General features: G+C 61.4%; 15 protein-coding genes and 2 tRNA genes. 11 read left to right on the top strand and 6 right to left on the bottom strand.

From position 1 onward, the window contains the following. Positions 1 to 79 precede the first annotated feature (79 nt). Entirely contained in the window at positions 80 to 2,473 is a 2,394-nt protein-coding gene (locus K3146_RS01930) for a M10 family metallopeptidase C-terminal domain-containing protein (protein WP_221544518.1), read from the top strand. A 220-nt stretch (positions 2,474 to 2,693) separates the two neighbouring features. On the opposite strand, the gene K3146_RS01925 is transcribed toward K3146_RS01930, so the two are convergent. Further along, entirely contained in the window at positions 2,694 to 3,164 is a 471-nt protein-coding gene (locus tag K3146_RS01925; RefSeq protein WP_221544517.1) for a hypothetical protein, read from the bottom strand. Positions 3,165 to 3,317: 153 nt separating this feature from the next. Between K3146_RS01925 and K3146_RS01920 the strand changes: the two genes are divergently transcribed. From K3146_RS01920 to accC, 5 genes are all read left to right on the top strand, one after another. Next, entirely contained in the window at positions 3,318 to 3,731 is a 414-nt protein-coding gene (locus tag K3146_RS01920; RefSeq protein ID WP_221544516.1) for a holin family protein, read from the top strand. An 88-nt stretch (positions 3,732 to 3,819) separates the two neighbouring features. Next, on the top strand, positions 3,820 to 5,067 hold the full coding sequence (locus K3146_RS01915) for a hypothetical protein (RefSeq protein ID WP_221544515.1): 1,248 nt from the start codon (positions 3,820 to 3,822) through the stop codon (positions 5,065 to 5,067). A gap of 95 nt (positions 5,068 to 5,162) precedes the next feature. After that, positions 5,163 to 5,597: a type II 3-dehydroquinate dehydratase gene (locus K3146_RS01910; RefSeq protein ID WP_221544514.1), complete on the top strand. Its 435-nt coding sequence runs from the start codon at positions 5,163 to 5,165 to the stop codon at positions 5,595 to 5,597. Positions 5,598 to 5,672: 75 nt separating this feature from the next. Further along, the gene (accB, locus tag K3146_RS01905) at positions 5,673 to 6,170 is read left to right on the top strand and encodes an acetyl-CoA carboxylase biotin carboxyl carrier protein (protein WP_221544513.1); all 498 of its coding nucleotides are present in this window, start codon (positions 5,673 to 5,675) and stop codon (positions 6,168 to 6,170) included. 3 nt (positions 6,171 to 6,173) lie between these two features. Then, the gene (gene accC / locus K3146_RS01900) at positions 6,174 to 7,523 is read left to right on the top strand and encodes an acetyl-CoA carboxylase biotin carboxylase subunit (protein ID WP_221544512.1); all 1,350 of its coding nucleotides are present in this window, start codon (positions 6,174 to 6,176) and stop codon (positions 7,521 to 7,523) included. Between the two features lie 59 nt (positions 7,524 to 7,582). Here the strand turns inward: accC and K3146_RS01895 are convergent, their stop codons facing one another. Beyond that, complete coding sequence (locus K3146_RS01895; protein WP_221544511.1) at positions 7,583 to 9,490, bottom strand: TIR domain-containing protein; 1,908 nt, start codon at positions 9,488 to 9,490, stop codon at positions 7,583 to 7,585. A 199-nt stretch (positions 9,491 to 9,689) separates the two neighbouring features. Next, a complete protein-coding gene (locus K3146_RS01890) occupies positions 9,690 to 10,619 on the bottom strand; it encodes a Vgb family protein (protein ID WP_221544510.1) in 930 nt (309 codons plus the stop codon). Between the two features lie 188 nt (positions 10,620 to 10,807). Between K3146_RS01890 and K3146_RS01885 the strand changes: the two genes are divergently transcribed. Together K3146_RS01885 and K3146_RS01880 are read left to right on the top strand one after the other, a co-directional pair. Beyond that, on the top strand, positions 10,808 to 11,803 hold the full coding sequence (locus K3146_RS01885; protein WP_221544509.1) for a sterol desaturase family protein: 996 nt from the start codon (positions 10,808 to 10,810) through the stop codon (positions 11,801 to 11,803). A gap of 2 nt (positions 11,804 to 11,805) precedes the next feature. Further along, positions 11,806 to 12,426 carry a hypothetical protein gene (locus K3146_RS01880; protein WP_221544508.1) on the top strand — a complete coding sequence of 207 codons (621 nt, stop codon included), beginning with the start codon at positions 11,806 to 11,808 and terminating at the stop codon, positions 12,424 to 12,426. Between the two features lie 9 nt (positions 12,427 to 12,435). Here the strand turns inward: K3146_RS01880 and K3146_RS01875 are convergent, their stop codons facing one another. Both K3146_RS01875 and K3146_RS01870 read right to left on the bottom strand, forming a co-directional pair. After that, complete coding sequence (locus tag K3146_RS01875; RefSeq protein ID WP_221544507.1) at positions 12,436 to 12,864, bottom strand: GFA family protein; 429 nt, start codon at positions 12,862 to 12,864, stop codon at positions 12,436 to 12,438. Further along, the gene (locus K3146_RS01870) at positions 12,861 to 13,322 is read right to left on the bottom strand and encodes an Lrp/AsnC family transcriptional regulator (RefSeq protein ID WP_221544506.1); all 462 of its coding nucleotides are present in this window, start codon (positions 13,320 to 13,322) and stop codon (positions 12,861 to 12,863) included. The genes K3146_RS01875 and K3146_RS01870 overlap by 4 nt, the downstream gene beginning before the upstream one ends. Positions 13,323 to 13,562: 240 nt before the next feature. Between K3146_RS01870 and K3146_RS01865 the strand changes: the two genes are divergently transcribed. The 3 genes from K3146_RS01865 (at position 13,563) to K3146_RS01855 (ending at position 15,598) form a co-directional block, all read left to right on the top strand. Further along, the gene (locus tag K3146_RS01865; RefSeq protein WP_221544505.1) at positions 13,563 to 15,332 is read left to right on the top strand and encodes a sensor histidine kinase; all 1,770 of its coding nucleotides are present in this window, start codon (positions 13,563 to 13,565) and stop codon (positions 15,330 to 15,332) included. A 79-nt stretch (positions 15,333 to 15,411) separates the two neighbouring features. Beyond that, a tRNA-Ile gene (locus tag K3146_RS01860) sits at positions 15,412 to 15,488 on the top strand. A gap of 33 nt (positions 15,489 to 15,521) precedes the next feature. Further along, positions 15,522 to 15,598: transfer RNA gene (locus K3146_RS01855), tRNA-Pro, on the top strand. Positions 15,599 to 15,634: 36 nt separating this feature from the next. Here K3146_RS01855 and hemN read toward each other — a convergent pair. Then, positions 15,635 to 16,948: an oxygen-independent coproporphyrinogen III oxidase gene (gene hemN / locus K3146_RS01850; RefSeq protein ID WP_221545193.1), complete on the bottom strand. Its 1,314-nt coding sequence runs from the start codon at positions 16,946 to 16,948 to the stop codon at positions 15,635 to 15,637. Between the last annotated feature and the right edge of the window lie 222 nt (positions 16,949 to 17,170).

Below are 17,170 nucleotides of genomic sequence, written 5' to 3'. Positions count from 1 at the left end.
CTTGCGATAGTTAATATTCCGTGTTCGAGTGGACAAGTTGTCCGCGAATGATTCGCGGTCCTGGAGGGGTTAACTTACAATGGCTGAGACTTTTCTGAATTCCGGTTGGGATAGCTTTTTCGGAGACGAGATTACGCGTCCCCTGAACTTCGATGCGCGGGCTGCGGCAATTTCGTCTGCGGTCGAGGCCGCCGTTCGCGGCGGAGAGATTTCTACTCACCCCGACCTCTCGCTGGGCGGCACTCTGGAAATGGGCGAAGGTGGGGACATCATCGCCCTCAACCTGGTCGCAGGCCAGACCTACACCTGGTCGTTCCGCGGCACGGAAGACGGGATCGAAGACCCGTTCATGTTCCTCCTCGGCACGGATTTCTCGATCATCACCACGGATGATGACGGCGGTTTCGGCCGTACGTCGCAGATCACGTTCACTGCACCGGCGGACGGGACCTACTTCCTTTACCTGACCTCCTGGTACGAACTCGTCGGGCTGTCCGACTTCGACACCGGCGACTACACGCTCGTGCAGTGGAGCCCGGATCCCGCGCATGACGCGCCGGACAGCTTCGCCACCACCGAGACCCTCTCGGTCGGCACGAACTACGGCTATGTCGATGTCCCAGGCGACAACGACATGTACTCGATCACGGTCGAGCAGGGCTATGTCTACAACTTCAGCTTCTCGGGCGGCGTTTCGGGCCAGGGCGATTTCGACTTCGAGCCGGGTGAGGCAGTCGTCACGCTCGAGCTTTATAACGAAGCCGGCGAACTGATCGGGACCAACCTCAACTACGAAAGCAGCCTCAGCTACTTCGCGGCAACGGGTGGAACGGTCTATGTTCGCACCGTCGACTTCGGCGCGCAGTTCGGCCTCGATTTCTCGGGCGGCTACACGATCGACGTCGAACAGCTCGACCCGGCAGATTTCGATCCGCTGGATTCGCTCAACTGGGATTCGGCTGCGAATATTCCGACGGTCTTGGTCGACGGAGTGCCGACCGCCTATGTTTACTTCGCACCGGCTGGCGAGAACTTCGGCCAGTTCGAACCCGACGGCGTGACTCCGATGGCGACCTTCGGCTGGCAGCAATACCAGATCGACGCGATCATGGATTCGCTGAACACCTATTACACGCCGATCACGGGCATCGATTACGTCATCACCACTGACGTCGATGAGGCGACCTTCCGCCTGCTGACGACCGAGAATCTGGCCTATGGTGCCCGCTTCTTCCCGCAGGACGCTGCTGCCTATGGCGACGATGTCGGCATCGGCATCTTCAACCTGCTCAGCGGCGGCTTCGGTGCCTTCCCCGAGAGCCTCGATCCGGGCGGATTCTCCTGGGCCGTCGTCCTGCACGAGTTCGGCCATGCCCACGGCATCGCCCACCCGCACGACACGGGTGGCGGTTCGGACGTCATGCTCGGCGTCACCAGCTCGGCCTCGCTTGGCGTCTACGACCTCAACCAGGGCGTCTACACGGTCATGTCCTACAACGACGGCTGGATTACCCATCCGGACGGAGAGCGCGCATTCACCGGCGCGACCCTGGGCGATGGCTGGAGCGAATCGCTCGGCGCGTTCGACATCGCGGTTTTGCAGGCCCGTTACGGCGTGCACGACTACAACACCGGCGATGACGTCTACATGCTGACCGACAACCAGGAAGAAGCCAGCTATCTCACGATCTGGGATTCGGGCGGCACGGACGAGATCCGTTACGACGGCGAAGTCGATGTCCGCATCGACCTGCTTGCTGCCACGCTCGACTACACCCCGACCGGCGGCGGCGTCGTCTCCTTCGTCGATGGTGTGTTCGGTGGCTACACGATTGCCAACTCGGTCGTGATCGAGAATGCCAGCGGCGGCGAAGGCAACGACGTCATCCTCGGCAACGAATACGCCAACGTCCTGTCGGGCAATGACGGCGACGATATCATCATGGGCCGCGACGGCGCTGATGACATCTTCGGCGGCAACGACAATGACGAACTCTACGGCGATGGCGGTGACGACTTCGTCAGCGGTGGCAATGGCGAAGACTCGCTGTTCGGCGGCATGGGTGACGACATCCTGCAGGGTGGCAATGCCAGCGACTTCCTCTCTGGCGACGAAGGCGATGACATGCTGTACGGTGGCAATGGCGCCGACATCCTCAACGGCGGTGCCGGTGCGGACATCCTCAATGGCGGCCGTGGCCCCGACCTGTTCGTCTTCGACAACTTCGATGGCGCGGTCGACACGGTGGTCGGTTACGATGCCCGGAACGACAGCATCCAGATCGACAGCGACGGCTCGGTCCAGTGGGCGCAGGGCGACAATGGCGCAGTGCTGTATGTCGATGGCGTGGCCACGGCAGTGTTCCAGGGCCAGTCGGCAGGCGTCATGGCCAGCGAATGGGCCGGTTCGGAAGTCATCGGCTTCGCGAACTCCTTCGCGACCGCGGACCTGTTCACCTACCACGTCGTCTGATCCAACGATCATTTCGACATGAGATTGAACCCCGGGGGCCTGGCGCCTCCGGGGTTTTCTCTTGCCGGTGACGCGGTAAGTCCGTCTCACACCGGATTAGGTAGGTCCGCACCTCCCTGCCCGTGCACCAGGCAAAGGGATGGATCCGCTTGCTGCGGGATGGAACCGTGAAACTAGATTGTAGGCGGGGAAGCGCAACCGCGCCGCGCACCCAAGTCTATCAGCCGGGGCTCTTGCTGTTCCCGTCGCCGCCACCACCACCGGCGGCGATCGCGCCAACCGTAAGCAGGCCGGCAACGATACCAACGGCAGTCATGCCGTCGAAGGAACCGCCTCCCGGACCGCTCTGATGGCCACCCGGACCGCTCGACTGGTCGAGATAGGCACCGCCTCCGCAACGCGCGCTGCTTTCCCACTGGAGCCACAGGTCCCAGTCATACACCTCTCCGGTGTTCTCGGACTTGTAGCGCTTATCGTGATAGCGCCAGGCTTCCGGGGCGTTGCCCGCCTTGAGGAATTCGCGATACTCTTCGACGTAGATGCCGCAGTCCCATTCTTCGGGCGGCAGCAGGTCTCCCTTCTCGCGGGAGAAGACCGGAGCCGTGTCATCCTGACGCGGCTGCGCAAGTGCGCCGTTCACGGCGAGCGAGCTCGCCACGGCGATCATCACTATCGGGAGAATTCTGCGCATCCTGAAGGTTACCCGGTATTTTACGTATCGACTTATTGCCCAGCAGATATGAATTTTTGCTTAGCGCCCGTGCCGAAGCAAGGCGAGAAATAAGTGATCCCCCTTTCCTACACGAACCATATCGGTTCAGTCTATTTGGAAAGGAGACGCGTTATGGCACTTATCGATTCGCTCATCGGCCCGATCGCCTCGATCATCGACAAGATCATTCCCGACAAGGAAGCCCGCGCCAGGGCCAAGCTCGAACTGCTCGCGCTCGAAGGCAGCCACGAGCTCAAACAGATCGAGGCACGCCTGTCCGCGATTGTTGCCGAGGCCAATTCGAAAGACCCCTGGACCAGCCGCGCCCGTCCCAGCTTCCTCTACGTCATGTACGCCATGATCCTGTTCGCCCTGCCGATGGGCGTTCTCGCGGCCTTCTCCGCCCAGACGGCACAGGACATCGGTCACGGCATGACCAGCTATCTGCGCGCCCTGCCGGAGGAACTCTACGCCCTCTTCGGTACCGGCTACCTAGGCTACACCGCCGCGCGGCAATGGGGGAAGGTCAAGGGGGTCGAACGATAGCGACAATCGGCGGCTACAATTGCCATTGATTGAATACCCTGTAAGCTGTCCGATGGGCGCGAGAAGCATTTGGGCTTCAGGGGGATGAATGGATTTTCGCGCATGGCAACGAGCTGCGGCTCCGGGTTTGATTTTTTCCGGTTCGGCAATCGGCGTATCGCACCTCGTTCAATCGACCCGCGCAGGCGCGATGTTCGGGTTGGCGTTGATCGTCATTATCGTCCTCATCAATGCCCTTAAATATCCGGCCTTCCGGTTCGGCATGGATTACGCTCACGCAACCCGCAGGACGATCATCGGTGGTTATCGGGAATTGGGCCCTTGGGCCGTGCCGCTTTATGCGCTCTCCTCGTTGACGATTGCGCCGATAGGTCTCGCCGCCGTTACGGTCACGACAGCCGCGATATTGGCGGCCCTCACAGGTGTTCAGCTTCCCATCCTCGCGTTGGCCGCATCGGCAATCGCTGCAACCATACTGCTTCTGCTTGTAGGCGGTTTCGGTTGGCTGGATGGTCTCAACAAGATCTTGATCGCCTTTCTGACGGTAGCGACCATCACCGCTTCGGCCTTGGCTCTGCCGCGCGTGGATTGGCAGAGCATGGCAAATGTCGAATGGAGCCTTGATCCGATGGCGCTGCTCTTCGTTGTTGCTCTGGCAGGGTTCATGCCAAGCCCTATCGGCCAATCGGTGCAAGTCTCCCTGTGGACCCTTAAGGCGCAGGAGGATGAAGCGGAGGGCGAGCGGATGTCGATGGGAGCCATGCGCAAAGGCTTTTTCGCCGCCTACATGCTTACCGGCATACTTGCTGTTTGCTTCTGCGTAATGGGGGCCGGCGTGATGCACTCGGGAGGGATCGCCCCAGAAAGCGGAGCGGCCGATCTCGCATCCCAGATAATCGGTCTCTACCGGGAAACACTGGGCACAATCCCGGCCTATCTTGCTGCAATCGCTGCCCTTTGTGTGATGGCGACAACCATGATCGCCTCGTTCGACGGTGCAGCACGCGGGTTTGGCGCCGTTTACGAAGAGTATCGTGGCAACACAGGAGGCCGCGCGAGCGAAAGTGGGTATGCATTCTTCCTGTTAGCCCTGGCGGCTTTGTGCTTGTTCATTCTTGCAATGATGATGGAAAGCTTCAGTGTTTTCATCGATCTCGTAACGTCGATCTATTTTGTTGTCGGGCCAGTCATCGCGCTGCTCAATCATCTCGTCATTACGCGTTGTGACATGCCCGAAGAGCATCGACCGAACGCTTACATTCGGCTGCTTAGCGTGACGGGAATCGTCATCATGTTCGGAATGGCCGCAATGTTCTTCGCGCTGAAGGCAGGTTGAGAACGGGTAAGCGGAAGCGGGAGGCGCGTCCGCTTTCGGGCCGGTAGAAGACACACCGCTTCTCAGCCCGGCGAACTGCCGCTAACGCAGCGTCCATGACCAACACCGTCTTCGTCCTCAACGGCCCCAACCTCAACCTGCTCGGCACGCGCGAGCCGGAGATTTACGGCTCCGATACGCTTGCCAACATCGAGAAGAGGTTGCGCGAACAGGCTGGGCCGCTGGGCCTGGAGATCAGCTTCCACCAGACCAACCACGAAGGCCAACTGGTCGATTGGTTGCACGAGGCCAACCGGCAGGGGGCCAAGGCCGTGTTGCTCAATGCGGCGGCCTATACGCACACCTCCATCGCGCTGCTCGATGCCATCAAGGCGATCGAGGTGCCGGTCATCGAGGTGCACCTGTCAGACCCCACCACTCGCGAGGATTTCCGCCACATTTCCTATGTCGGGATGGCAGCGGCGGACTGTGTGCAGGGCCTCGGCGCGCGCAGCTATTCCGTAGCGTTGGAGAAGGCGGCAGCGCTGTAAATTCCGCCCCCTACCCCTTGTCTTGCCGCGCCAGCCGGAGCATAGGCGCGTGCAACACCAAACAAGGGACCATTCATGGCCGAACGCAAAGGTAGCGCCGGGAAATCCGGCATGAACGTCGACACCTCGCTCGTGCGCGAACTCGCCGAGATGCTGGGCGACACCGGGCTCACCGAGATCGAAGTCGAGGATGGCGACCGCAAGATCCGCGTATCCCGCGGCGGCGGCGTTGCAATGGCAGCGGCAGCCCCCGCCCCGGTGGCAGCACCCGCCCCGGCAGCTCCGGCACCCGCAGCAGCAGCCCCCGCAACCGATAGCGCCCCTGCAGAGGCCGACACGGCAGGCGCGATCAAGTCGCCCATGGTCGGCACGGTCTATCTCGCTCCCGAACCGGGCGCGGCGGACTTCGTAAAGGTCGGCGACAGCGTGAAGGAAGGCCAGACTGTCCTGATCGTCGAAGCCATGAAGGTCATGAACCCGATCACCGCCGACAAGGCCGGCACGGTGAAGTCGATCCTGGTCGAGAACGCCCAGCCGGTCGAGTTCGATCAGCCGCTCGTCGTCATTGGGTAAGCCATGACTATCACTCGCATTCTTATCGCCAATCGCGGCGAAATCGCGCTGCGTATCCACCGTGCGGCGCATGAAATGGGCATCGAGACGGTCGCGGTGCACTCCACCGCCGATGCCGATGCCATGCATGTGCGCCTGGCCGATCACGCCGTGTGCATCGGCCCGCCGGCCGCTGCTGACAGTTATCTCAACATCGCCAACATCATCTCTGCAGCAGAGGTGAGCCACGCTGACGCGATCCACCCGGGTTATGGCTTCCTTTCGGAAAACGCCAAGTTCGCCGAGATCGTCGAAGCGCATGACATCAAGTGGATTGGCCCCAAGCCCGAGCATATCCGCACCATGGGCGACAAGGTCGAAGCCAAGCGCACTGCGGGCAAGCTCGGCCTGCCGCTGGTTCCGGGCAGCGATGGGGCGGTGTCGGAAGTGTCCGAGGCGCGCAAGATCGCAGCGGAGATCGGCTATCCGGTCATCATCAAGGCTGCGTCGGGCGGCGGTGGTCGCGGGATGAAGGTCTGCGAAAGCGAAGACCAGCTCGAAACGCTGATGCAGCAGGCTGGCAGCGAGGCGAAGGCCGCATTCGGCGACGCGACTGTCTATATCGAGAAGTATCTCGGCAATCCGCGCCACATCGAATTCCAGGTTTTCGGCGATGGCGAAGGCAATGCGATCCACCTTGGCGAGCGCGACTGCTCGCTGCAGCGCCGCCACCAGAAGGTGCTCGAGGAAGCGCCCTCCCCCGTCATCACGCATGAAGAACGCATGCGCATGGGCGAAGTCTGTTCCAAGGCGATGCGCGACATGGCTTATCGCGGTGCAGGCACGATCGAATTCTTGTGGGAGAACGGCGAGTTCTACTTCATCGAGATGAACACGCGCCTGCAGGTCGAACACCCGGTCACCGAGGCTATCACCGGCGTCGACCTTGTGCGCGAACAGATCCGCATCGCGGCAGGCCATCCGCTTTCGGTCAAGCAGGAAGAGCTCGAGTTCAAGGGCCACGCGATCGAGTGCCGCATCAATGCGGAAGACCCGTTCACCTTCGCGCCAAGCCCGGGCAAGATCACCCATTACCACCCGGCTGGCGGGATGCATGTGCGCGTAGATAGCGGGCTTTACGCCGGCTATTCGATACCGCCCTACTACGACAGCATGATCGCCAAGCTGATCGTCTATGGCCGCAACCGCGAAGGCTGCATGATGCGCCTCAAGCGCGCGCTGGAGGAGATGGTCGTCGAAGGCGTCAAGACCTCTATCCCGCTGCACCAGGCACTGCTCGAGCAGGACGACGTGAAGAGCGGCGATTACACGATCAAATGGCTGGAAGAATGGCTGAAGGAACGGGACGGATAGGTTGAGTCTGGCTCATGTCGCTGACGACTTAGTGTGAGTCGGCAACAGCCACCAATCGCCTAATCTATACTCCACGCGCCATTGGATCCGTCTGTTCCGGGATCGGGCCGCGCGAGGTCCGGCCAGCCGTATTTCTGCCAGGCGGCAGTCAGGCCGATCTTTTCTGCGAAGGCCTTGAAGCCCGGATGCCTGCGAAATCCCCGCGCACGCTTAGATGGCATCCAGACTTCGCTTACGAGGGAGATCCAGTTGCTTGGTGATCTGTGCTCGAGGTAAAGCTTGAAATAGCTCTCGGCGCTCCTTCCACAGACCAACCCTGACAGCATTGGAAAGTTGATCGGTTCGGACCCGGTTCTCGCGGCATTGAGGATGAATGCCTCCACCATGTCCTGGGCTTTCGGATCGTCATAAAACTTGGCGCGAAAGATGACTTCCCATTGTTCCTTTGACCTCAATTGCGAGGCAAATCTTTCGCCAACCGCTTCGTAATTTTGCATGACCATATCGAGCGCGGCATCTGGCTCACCCTGCATCGCCTTTGCTTCTGCCAAATAGAAAATACTACCGGCAAAGCCCGCCTCTTGCGACCGGTGGAACATCGCTTCGGCCAGTTCAAACTCAGAGAGGCCGAGATAGCATTGTCCGGCGCAATGGGAGATTCGGCCAGATAGCGGCTCAAGTTCGAGGGCATCCATGATATGCGGCAAGGCAGCAGATAACCTGCCGATTGCCATGCTCTTGTAAGCCTTTGCGAATATCGACTCGGGATTGTTCTCTATCGTTTCGCTCGTTTTCTCATAGTAGCCGACGAAATCTGTCCCATCCCACTGGGAGTAGGCGATTATGTATTTAGCAGTCAGTGAGTGAGGATCGATCTCAAGGGCGCGAGCGGCTGCCCTTGCTGAAGCTTCGTAATAAACGGATTCATCGGGAACAGTGATGATCTGCGGCAACTGCGCCTGGGCAAATGCCATCAATTCCCATGCTTTCAAGAAGTCGGGATCGAGCTCCACCGCAGCTTGCAGAAGTTCAAGCGCGCGCGACACAGTTTCGTCACCCCAGTACTTGTTCAGAAAGGCGCGAGCCCTGAGGAAAAGGTCATAGGCTTCCTTGTTCTCCGTCAACCTCTCGGCAAGGCGCTGATCCGTGTTTGGGCAAAGGAGGGTCTCCAGCTTTCCGACTATCGCCAGCGATATCTTGTCCTGTAGATCGAAGACATCATCGAGCGTTCCATCATATTTTTCCGACCAGAGATGAAAGCCGTCCGAGGCCCTGATGAGCTGCGCGGTTATGCGGACCCTCTCGCCTTGTTTGCGAACAGAACCTTCGAGTACATTGGCGACATTCAACACCCTGCCGATTTCGCGAATATCGACGTTCTTGCCTTTGAACGCGAAAGACGAAGTCCTTCCCGCCACGAGAAGGCTCGGCACATTGGCAAGAGCATTGAGAACTTCTTCTGCCATTCCATCGGAGAAATATTCCTGCTCGGGGTCGGAGGACATATTTGCGAAGGGAAGAACCGCAATCGAAGCCGAAGTCGGACGAACCTGCCGCTCAGAAGCTGCGCCGTTCAGGACAGATTGGGAGCCGCCGATCGATGAATCCAGTTCGTCCATCACTCGATGTGAAGGATCGCCGTCCCACTCGTGAAAGTTCACCGCGTGGATTTGCCGAAACCCCAGCGGCGGCAGGGAACCGTCGAGCGACAAGGGTAGGAGTTTCCCCTGTCCGCGTGCAAAATCCGCTTCATCCCGAACCCAGTGCGAACCGAGCGAACGTTCAGACCACGCTACGACGACAGCATCGGCAGCCTTCAACTCTTGCTCGATCACCATGCTGAATTCCGACCCGGCGGCGATCTCTCGATCCCACCAAACCGAGTAACCTCTGGTTTCCAGTGCGCTGGCAAGTTTCTCGATCGTGCCGCGGTCGCCGTGTGCGTATGATATGAAGATATCGGCCAAGGACCCTCCAAACATGCGACGCAGGTATTGTTAGCACGTCGAAAGGGTCATTGCAGCAGATTAGTGCCTTATCTCACGGGACCAGTTCACCCCAGTGTCGACAAGCACAATCGACCTCTCATTGGATAGCATGACCTTTCGCGATCGCTAGAGGAGCCGCGCAAGTGGTTGCTCGCCAAGAACATCCCGGCGTTGCCCCTCAGTCCCTCGCCTGGCCCCACCACGATATCCGCTCGACGTCGTGGGCGCTGGTCCAGACACCATATGGTGTCGCCCGGATTGCGCCGCTGCCGACCGGTTCGCCGAAGCGCTCAAGTATCTCGCCTGTCTCGGCATCGATCTGCACGAATGTCTGGTCTTCGGTCGTGCGGAGCCAGACGCTTCCTTTGGCGGTGTCGATATCGCCCCAAAGCAGGCTTTCGCCGACCTTGGTGCGGCCCACCAACGCCATGCTGTCGGGATCGACCCGCGCCACAGTTCCGTCTTTCTGTTCCTGCACCCAGACCCCGCCTTCGCCTGCTGCGAGGAACCCCGGTTGGTTGCCCAGCTCTGCAGTCCCGGTGACGCTGTCGCTTGCCGGATCGATGCGCTGGAGCAATTGCCGGTCGCTGCTGACGGCCCAAAGTCGGTCGAAGCCGAAAGCAAGGAAATAGGTTCCGGGGACAACTTCGATCTCGGCGATCACCGTATTGGTCGACGGATCGACGCGCGCAATGCGCCCATCCGCATTGCTGGGAATCCAGATCGAGCCGGCGCCAGCGACGACGTTGGTTTCACCGTCGGGATTGGCGACGCCCGTCTCGATCACCGCCTCAACCTCGGCGCTTGCCATATCGATGCGGTAGAGATTGGCACCCTCGCAATTGGCTGCAAAGAGCTTGCCATCGAGCGCCGCCATCGTGCCGCAAGGACGCGGAATTTCTACCTCGGCCCGCTTACCGGACACGCCCCAGAGTTCCACCCTTCCCGTATTGGTGACCCAGACATTGTCCTGGTCGACAGTCAGGAAGTCTACGAAACCCGGCGCCGCTATCTTCACTTCAACCATTGAGGCGGGCGTTTCCACCTCCTCGGAACTGGTCGGAGCGCAGGCCGCGCACAGCATCGCAATCAGGGCAATAGTTCTCATCTGGCCTCTCCCTCGCCGCACCATACACGCGGCAATTGCGACACCCGCACACAATAGAGCACGGGCCCCGCTTGACGGGAAGCCGGGAAGGTATAGTCTCGGCGCCAATCAATTTCGGGCGCTACGAAGGGGACGCGGCGACTGGCGAGGACGCATTGGTCCTGCGCCCGGGAATTGGGGACAGCAAAATGGCAGGTGTGCGTGTAGGCAATCGGATCGTCGGTGCGGATTCGCCCGTCACGGTCGGCTGGGACAATGTCGAACGTGTCGAGGGAGGCGCCTTCAAGAAGGCCTTCTTCACCTATTTCCAGCCAGTGATGCTCTTCGCCGCGATTGCCTTCTGGTACTATGCCCCCAACGAAATCGCGGTCGCTTCGACAGGCTTCAAGATATTCATCGGCTTCAGCATTTTCCTGATGCTGCTCGAGTGGATCAATCCGCGTTACGGCAGCTGGAATATCACCTGGAAGGAGTTCGCCACCGACATCTTCTACCTCGGCATGGGCATGACTGTGGTAACCATGATGGAGCTGTATTGGGGAGCCGATGCGATCACCGAATGGGTCCAGGGCGCTTTCGACTGGGAGAGCTTCGCCTGGTTCGTGGCCCTGCCGCTGCTGGTGCAGGCACTCGCGATCTCGCTGATCTTCGACTTCGGCCAGTACTGGATGCATCGGGGCATGCACAATTGGCAGCCGCTATGGATCTTCCACGCACCGCATCACTACATCACCCAGCTCAACGTGTATAAGGGATCGGTCGGACATCCGATCGAGCTGTTCCTGATCGGCCTCGGCGTGGGTGGCTTCTTCGACTTCCTCCCGCGCGCCTTCCTGATTGCAGGGGCGATCGGCCTCATGGTGGGATCGTACCAGCACATCAACACACGCTTCAATTCACCGCGCTGGTGGCGCTTCCTGTTCAACACCACCGACCACCACAGCGTCCACCACTCGCAGGATTACGAAGGAACGCGCAGCAACTACGGCACGATCTGGATCATCTTCGACCGCATGTTCGGCACATGTGTCGATGGAGAGGCCGAACTGCTGGGCATGGAGGGCGGCCGCAGGATGAAAATCTCCGAAACCATGGTCTTTCCCTGGACCGAAGGACGCAAGGCCTGGCGCGATTGGATCGCGCAGCGACGCGAAGCAAAGCAGATCACCGGGCTGGAAAGCTAGTCATGGCTCGCAAATGGCCGGTCATCGACCGCATCTGGCGATCGCGTGGCGCTGTTCCGGTCGACCCGCCGCTGCCCCCGGGGGAGATATTCGACCGGCTTTCCGGCCTTTTCGATCAGGGCGAACTCGAAATAGACCAGGCCAATCGCCGGCTCGACTATCGCAAGCCCAATCCCGCCGCGCAGGACAAGCTGGCGACCTTCAGCAATGGCTCGCTTGAACTGGCCGGAGACAACCAAGGTCAGCTTCTGCGCTACGATGTCGGAAGCCCGGCCTTGCTGCTGACCTTCCTCGCCCCGCTCCTGTTCCTCGCGCTTGCGCAAGGATTCGTGATGCTTGGCCAGTGGGAGGAGAGCAAGGAAGCCTCGCAAGCCGAGGAAGAGGACGAGGAAGACGAGGAGCCGGGCGAATTGCACTGGTTCGACCAGATGCTCGGCGCTCCGGCCCCGGAGGATCCGGGCGAGGACGAAGAAGAGGACGAGGAGGACGACGACTACTCCCCGCGCGATGCCTACGGCCTCGCCGCATTGTTCGCGCTGATCTATCTCGTCGGACGATTTCTGGAGCCGTATTTGTTCAGGAAAACCTTGCGCAGGACCATCCACGCAGGGTCCGAGCCCTAGCGTCGGCGGTCAGTCGAAGCTGAAACCCGCTGCCTTTGCCTCGGCGATCACCTCCGCCCCCGTCTGACGCGGGTGCTCCCCCTCGAGACTGCACCATTCGGCGCCTTCATCGACGAATATCTCTTTCTCGATGGCGAGACCGGTCGCGTCATCGAACAATCCCGCAGAGAAGCTCCGATTGCCGGTCGGCTTGAAACGCCACCAGATATTCGTGCCGCAAGTCGAGCAGAAGGCGCGCTCGCCCCAGTCGCTCGATGCATAGGCCGTGATCGACTCTTCGCCGGTGATGGAAAAGCTCTCGCCAGCCAATGCCGGGTAGAATGCCCCGCCCCATCGGCGGCACATGGCGCACTGGCAGATTTCGATTTCGTCCTTGGGCGCGACCAGTTCGATCTGCACCGCGCCGCACAGGCAATGTCCGTGCATGCTCTCGCTCACAGCGGAACGCCCGGCTCGTTCTTGCTGGTGCGGATCGTCAGCGAGGTTTTCACGCTCGCCACATTTGGTGCGGGCGTGAGCTTGCTGGTGAGGAATTCTTGGAATGCCTGCAAATCGCGCGCAACGATCTTGATGATGAAGTCGATCTCGCCATTGAGCATGTGCACCTCGCGCACCTCGGGCAGATCCTTCATCGCCGTTTCGAATTCGCGCAGCGCGTCTTCCGCCTGGCTCTTCAGGCTGACCATGGCGAAAACGGTGATGGAGAAGCCCAATTTCGAGGGATCGAGTTCGGCGTGGTAGCCGCGAATTACACCCTCTTCCTCCAGCGCACGGACACGGCGCAGGCACGGCGGCGCGGTCAGTCCGACGCGGTGCGCCAGCTCGACATTGGTGATGCGGCCTTCGTCCTGCAATTCGGACAACAAGCGGCGATCGATATCGTCGAGATTGGCCATCACACTTCGTTCCCCGGTTGAGCCACAAGCCCCCAGCATCGCTTTGCGTATATGAAATGTTGAAAACGCACAGCCACGCGATTGGCTAACATTATTATCTTTGCCAGCAATTGTCCCGCTTTGCAACGGCGCAAAGCATGCGAGTGGTAAACGCGGGGCTAACCATATCTGTTGTCCGTCCCTGAGGGCGGTTGTGCGATGGCTGAGCCTCCGATCTTGCGCCTATTTGCCGGAGACTGAATGCATTTCGACGACCGCCTTGCCACTGTGCTGCGCATCCGCGCAACTGGCGAGCGTGCGGCGAAGACGCAGTTCCGCCAGCTGATCGACCTGCTCGGCGAGCGCCCACAGGCAGGCGATCCCGCGCTGAAGGCGGCAGCCTACCTGCGGCTGATCGCGCTAGGAGAGATGATCCCGCCAAAGACCCGCGCTTCGATCGTGGGAGAACATGGCTGGCGGTTCCGCAATCCCGAACTGGTGAAGTGGTTCGGCGAGGCGCACCCGCATGTCGCCGCCGCCGCACTCTACCGTGCGCAACTGACCGGGCAGGAATGGGTAGACCTGATCCCGAAGCTACCGATCCGTGCACGCGGCTTCCTGCGCCATCGCCGGGACCTGCCGGTGGAGGCGGAACGCGTGCTCGACCGGCTGGGTGTGTCGGACCGGGCATTGCCCGAGCCCGAAGTGCTCGAACTGATGGAGGAGCTGGGTCCTCCGCCAGAAGCGCCGTCCGAAGAACCGGAGATTTCCGAGGACAATCCCTCGCCTCCAGAACCTGCTGAGGAAGACGAGGCACCCGAGCCTGCCCCCGCGGTTCCGGGCAAGGACGACGTGCGCGCACTTGTCGAACGGATTGAGGCCTTCCGCCGCGAGCGTGCAGCCAGGTCAGGAGACACCCCCGCGCCTGCCCCAGAGCCTGATGCGGAGCCGGAAGCGGAAACCACGGAACACGAACCACCCGAAGCACCGCCCCTGCCCATGCCAATGGAGGATGTGCCGGAACCTGCCGAGCTCGATCACTTCCTGTTCGGGGCCGATTCCGCCGGGAAGATCGACTGGGCGGAGGACCGGATCGCGCCCATGGTGATCGGGATCGATCTCAAGGCTCTCGGCTCGGCCGCGATTGCGGAGGCGATCGACCGCCGCCAGCCGCTCCACAACACGAGGATCGCCCTGCACGGTGCGAAGCGGATTGAGGGTGAGTGGATCATCGATGCAACGCCGCGCTTCACTCGCGGCGACGGGCGTTTCTTCGGCTATGTCGGCCGCTTCCGCCGCGTCTCCGAAGAGGGCACGGGCCGCCGCGAGGCCGAGGCCGATCGCCTCCGCCAGTTGCTCCACGAACTGCGCACGCCAGTCAATGCGATGCAGGGCTATGCCGAGATCATCCAGCAACAGGTCATCGGGCCAGTGCCGCATGAATACCGTGCCATCGCGGCGACCATCGCAGGCGATGCCGCGCATATCCTCGCCGGCTTCGACGAGCTCGACCGTCTGGCAAGGCTCGAGGCGGGCGCGCTCGACCTCGAGGCAGGGCAGGCCGATTTCGCTGCGATCGCCCGGCGGCAGGTAATGCAGCTGCAAACAGTGCTCAGCCCCCGCGTGGCGCGCTTCGACGCGAAGCTTGGCGATGCGCGGGCACCAATCGGGATTGCCCAGTCCGAGGCCGAGATCCTCGCCTGGCGACTGCTCGCAACGCTTGCGGGAGCGACGGGCGCGGGCGAGGCCATCGCGCTCCAGCTCGATACCGAGGGCGACCAGATCGAGTTCGCCGCTACCCTTCCCGCAACGCTACGAGAGGCGGAGGACATCTTCTCGGTAGAGACGCGGCCCACCGCCGGCTCGCTCAGCGCGGGGATATTCGGCGCGGGATTCTCGCTTCGTCTTGCGCGGGCGGAGGCCCGTGTCGCAGGCGGCGAACTGATGCGTGATGGCGACCGGCTGGTGCTATCGCTCCCGCTTCTCGCGGGCGCCGATGCCATACCCAGCCCGGAAAGTGCCGCCGGATAGGCAAAACCCGCGTATCGCCGCTTGCGATTGCCGATGGGCGGCGCTAGGCGGCGATCTCGCCTTCACGGACGGTTGGCGGGGGCCCGTAGCTCAGTTGGTTAGAGCTGGCCGCTCATAACGGCTAGGTCGCGGGTTCGAGTCCTGCCGGGCCTACCAACCTTACCGTCCGGCATGAAGATCGACGTACGTCGGGGAGTGGCGCAGCCTGGTAGCGCACTTGTTTTGGGTACAAGGGGTCGCTGGTTCGAATCCAGTCTCCCCGACCACACGTCGATCAATCCCGCTCTGCCTTGCGAGAGACCTCAGACAGCCGAACTGAATTGCTGCATCGTGGCCGCGCGATGGGCGTCGAACAACGCGGCAATGGTGCGCGCATAGGGCAACCCCTCGGGCAGTATGTCTAGCCACTGGCGATCGATGTCCACCAATCCGCGATCGAGGAAGGGCTGGAGCGAGGGCCTCACCTCGCGCATCAGGCAGGCGCCGAGCTGTGCCCGTCCCTGGCACAGCAACTGCTCGATCACGGCGCCGCGATAGCGATCGTCGGCCGTGCGCAGGATGCCGCGGTTGGCCGCGAGGTGATCCTGCGATGACAGCATGCGATAACGGCCGCTGTTCTTCTCGTTCTGCGCGAGCAAATGCGGAAAGCTGCTGATCGCCGAGGCGCCCAATCCTACGAGCACGTCGCTCGTGTCGTCTGTGAATCCCTGGAAATTGCGCCGCAGCGTGCCGTCGAAGGCAGCGCGTGCCAGCGGGTCCCCGCCGGGCCGAGCAAAATGGTCGAAGCCGATGGGTGTGTAGCCATGGGTGGCGAAATAGGCGTAGCCCAGCTCCGCCATGGCGAAGCGCTGTTCCTGGTCAGGTAGCTCGCTTGCGTCGATCACGCGCTGGCGCGGGACGATGTGCGGGACATGTGCATAGCCGAACAGCGCCACGCGATCCGCGCCCAGCACGCGGGTACGCTGCAGGCTATCCTCGAGATCGGCCATCGTCTGGCCGGGAAGACCGTACATCAGGTCGAAATTGAGCGAGGTCACGCCCGCTTCGCGCAGCCAGTCGACGGTACGCACGATGCAATCCTCGTCCTGCACGCGCCCGATCGCCTGCTGGCAATGCGGGGCGAAAGTTTGCACGCCCAGGCTTGCGCGCTGGATCCCGACATGTCCGATGGCCTCTGCCCAATCGCTCGTCATGGTCCGGGGATCGAGCTCGATCGAAAGCACCGGATCAGCTGTCGCGAAAGAGAAGAACAGCTTGTCGACGAGCAGCCGGAATTGATCGGGCTCGATGGCGTTGGGGCTTCCACCGCCGAACGCAATCCTGCGGACCAGCGCGGTAGGAGGCAAGAGAGAAGCGACCAGTTCGATTTCGGCATGCAGGGCATCAAGATAGGATTCCAGCCGCTGCTTGCGCCCGGCATGGGCCGTGTTGCAACCGCAATAGAAGCAGATCTTCTCGCAGAAGGGGATGTGGATGTAGAGCGAGATGTCGCCTTCTGCGTTGCGCAGCGCCTGTCGGTACCGATCCGGATCGAGATCACCGAATTCGGCAGCAGTCGGATAGCTCGTGTAACGCGGCACGGGCTTGGCGAGCAGTTCTGGGTAGTATGTCCACATGCGCGCGGTGATGCGCTTGCGGGCGCGCGGGGTCATTGAGCCAGATCAAATCTCTTGCGGCACGAGGCGGAATGACAGGCCTTAAGGGCGCAGGGCTCGTCCGGTTGCGGCTCACGCTCGATCGGTATCTCGATCAAGCCTCCATTGCAGAGCCTTGCGCTGATCGTCTCGGGCGCTGCCTCTAGCGGGCCGAGCACAAGGCTGACCGCCACAAGCAGGCCG

The sequence above is a fragment of the Qipengyuania vesicularis genome (assembly GCF_019711415.1).
Classification (GTDB): Bacteria; Pseudomonadota; Alphaproteobacteria; order Sphingomonadales; family Sphingomonadaceae; genus Qipengyuania; species Qipengyuania vesicularis.
Note: the sequence above shows the minus strand (reverse complement) of the source record. Positions and strands in the feature narration are given on the sequence as shown.

Bases quoted from the DNA above. Each gene is read 5' to 3' on its own strand.
- K3146_RS01930 (WP_221544518.1), top strand. From the start codon at position 80: ATGGCTGAGACTTTTCTGAATTCCGGTTGGGATAGCTTTTTCGGAGAC.
- K3146_RS01925 (WP_221544517.1), bottom strand. From the start codon at position 3,164: ATGCGCAGAATTCTCCCGATAGTGATGATCGCCGTGGCGAGCTCGCTC.
- K3146_RS01920 (WP_221544516.1), top strand. From the start codon at position 3,318: ATGGCACTTATCGATTCGCTCATCGGCCCGATCGCCTCGATCATCGAC.
- K3146_RS01915 (WP_221544515.1), top strand. From the start codon at position 3,820: ATGGATTTTCGCGCATGGCAACGAGCTGCGGCTCCGGGTTTGATTTTT.
- K3146_RS01910 (WP_221544514.1), top strand. From the start codon at position 5,163: ATGACCAACACCGTCTTCGTCCTCAACGGCCCCAACCTCAACCTGCTC.
- accB (WP_221544513.1), top strand. From the start codon at position 5,673: ATGGCCGAACGCAAAGGTAGCGCCGGGAAATCCGGCATGAACGTCGAC.
- accC (WP_221544512.1), top strand. From the start codon at position 6,174: ATGACTATCACTCGCATTCTTATCGCCAATCGCGGCGAAATCGCGCTG.
- K3146_RS01890 (WP_221544510.1), bottom strand. From the start codon at position 10,619: ATGAGAACTATTGCCCTGATTGCGATGCTGTGCGCGGCCTGCGCTCCG.
- K3146_RS01885 (WP_221544509.1), top strand. From the start codon at position 10,808: ATGGCAGGTGTGCGTGTAGGCAATCGGATCGTCGGTGCGGATTCGCCC.
- K3146_RS01880 (WP_221544508.1), top strand. From the start codon at position 11,806: ATGGCTCGCAAATGGCCGGTCATCGACCGCATCTGGCGATCGCGTGGC.
- K3146_RS01870 (WP_221544506.1), bottom strand. From the start codon at position 13,322: ATGGCCAATCTCGACGATATCGATCGCCGCTTGTTGTCCGAATTGCAG.
- K3146_RS01865 (WP_221544505.1), top strand. From the start codon at position 13,563: ATGCATTTCGACGACCGCCTTGCCACTGTGCTGCGCATCCGCGCAACT.
- hemN (WP_221545193.1), bottom strand. From the start codon at position 16,948: ATGTGGACATACTACCCAGAACTGCTCGCCAAGCCCGTGCCGCGTTAC.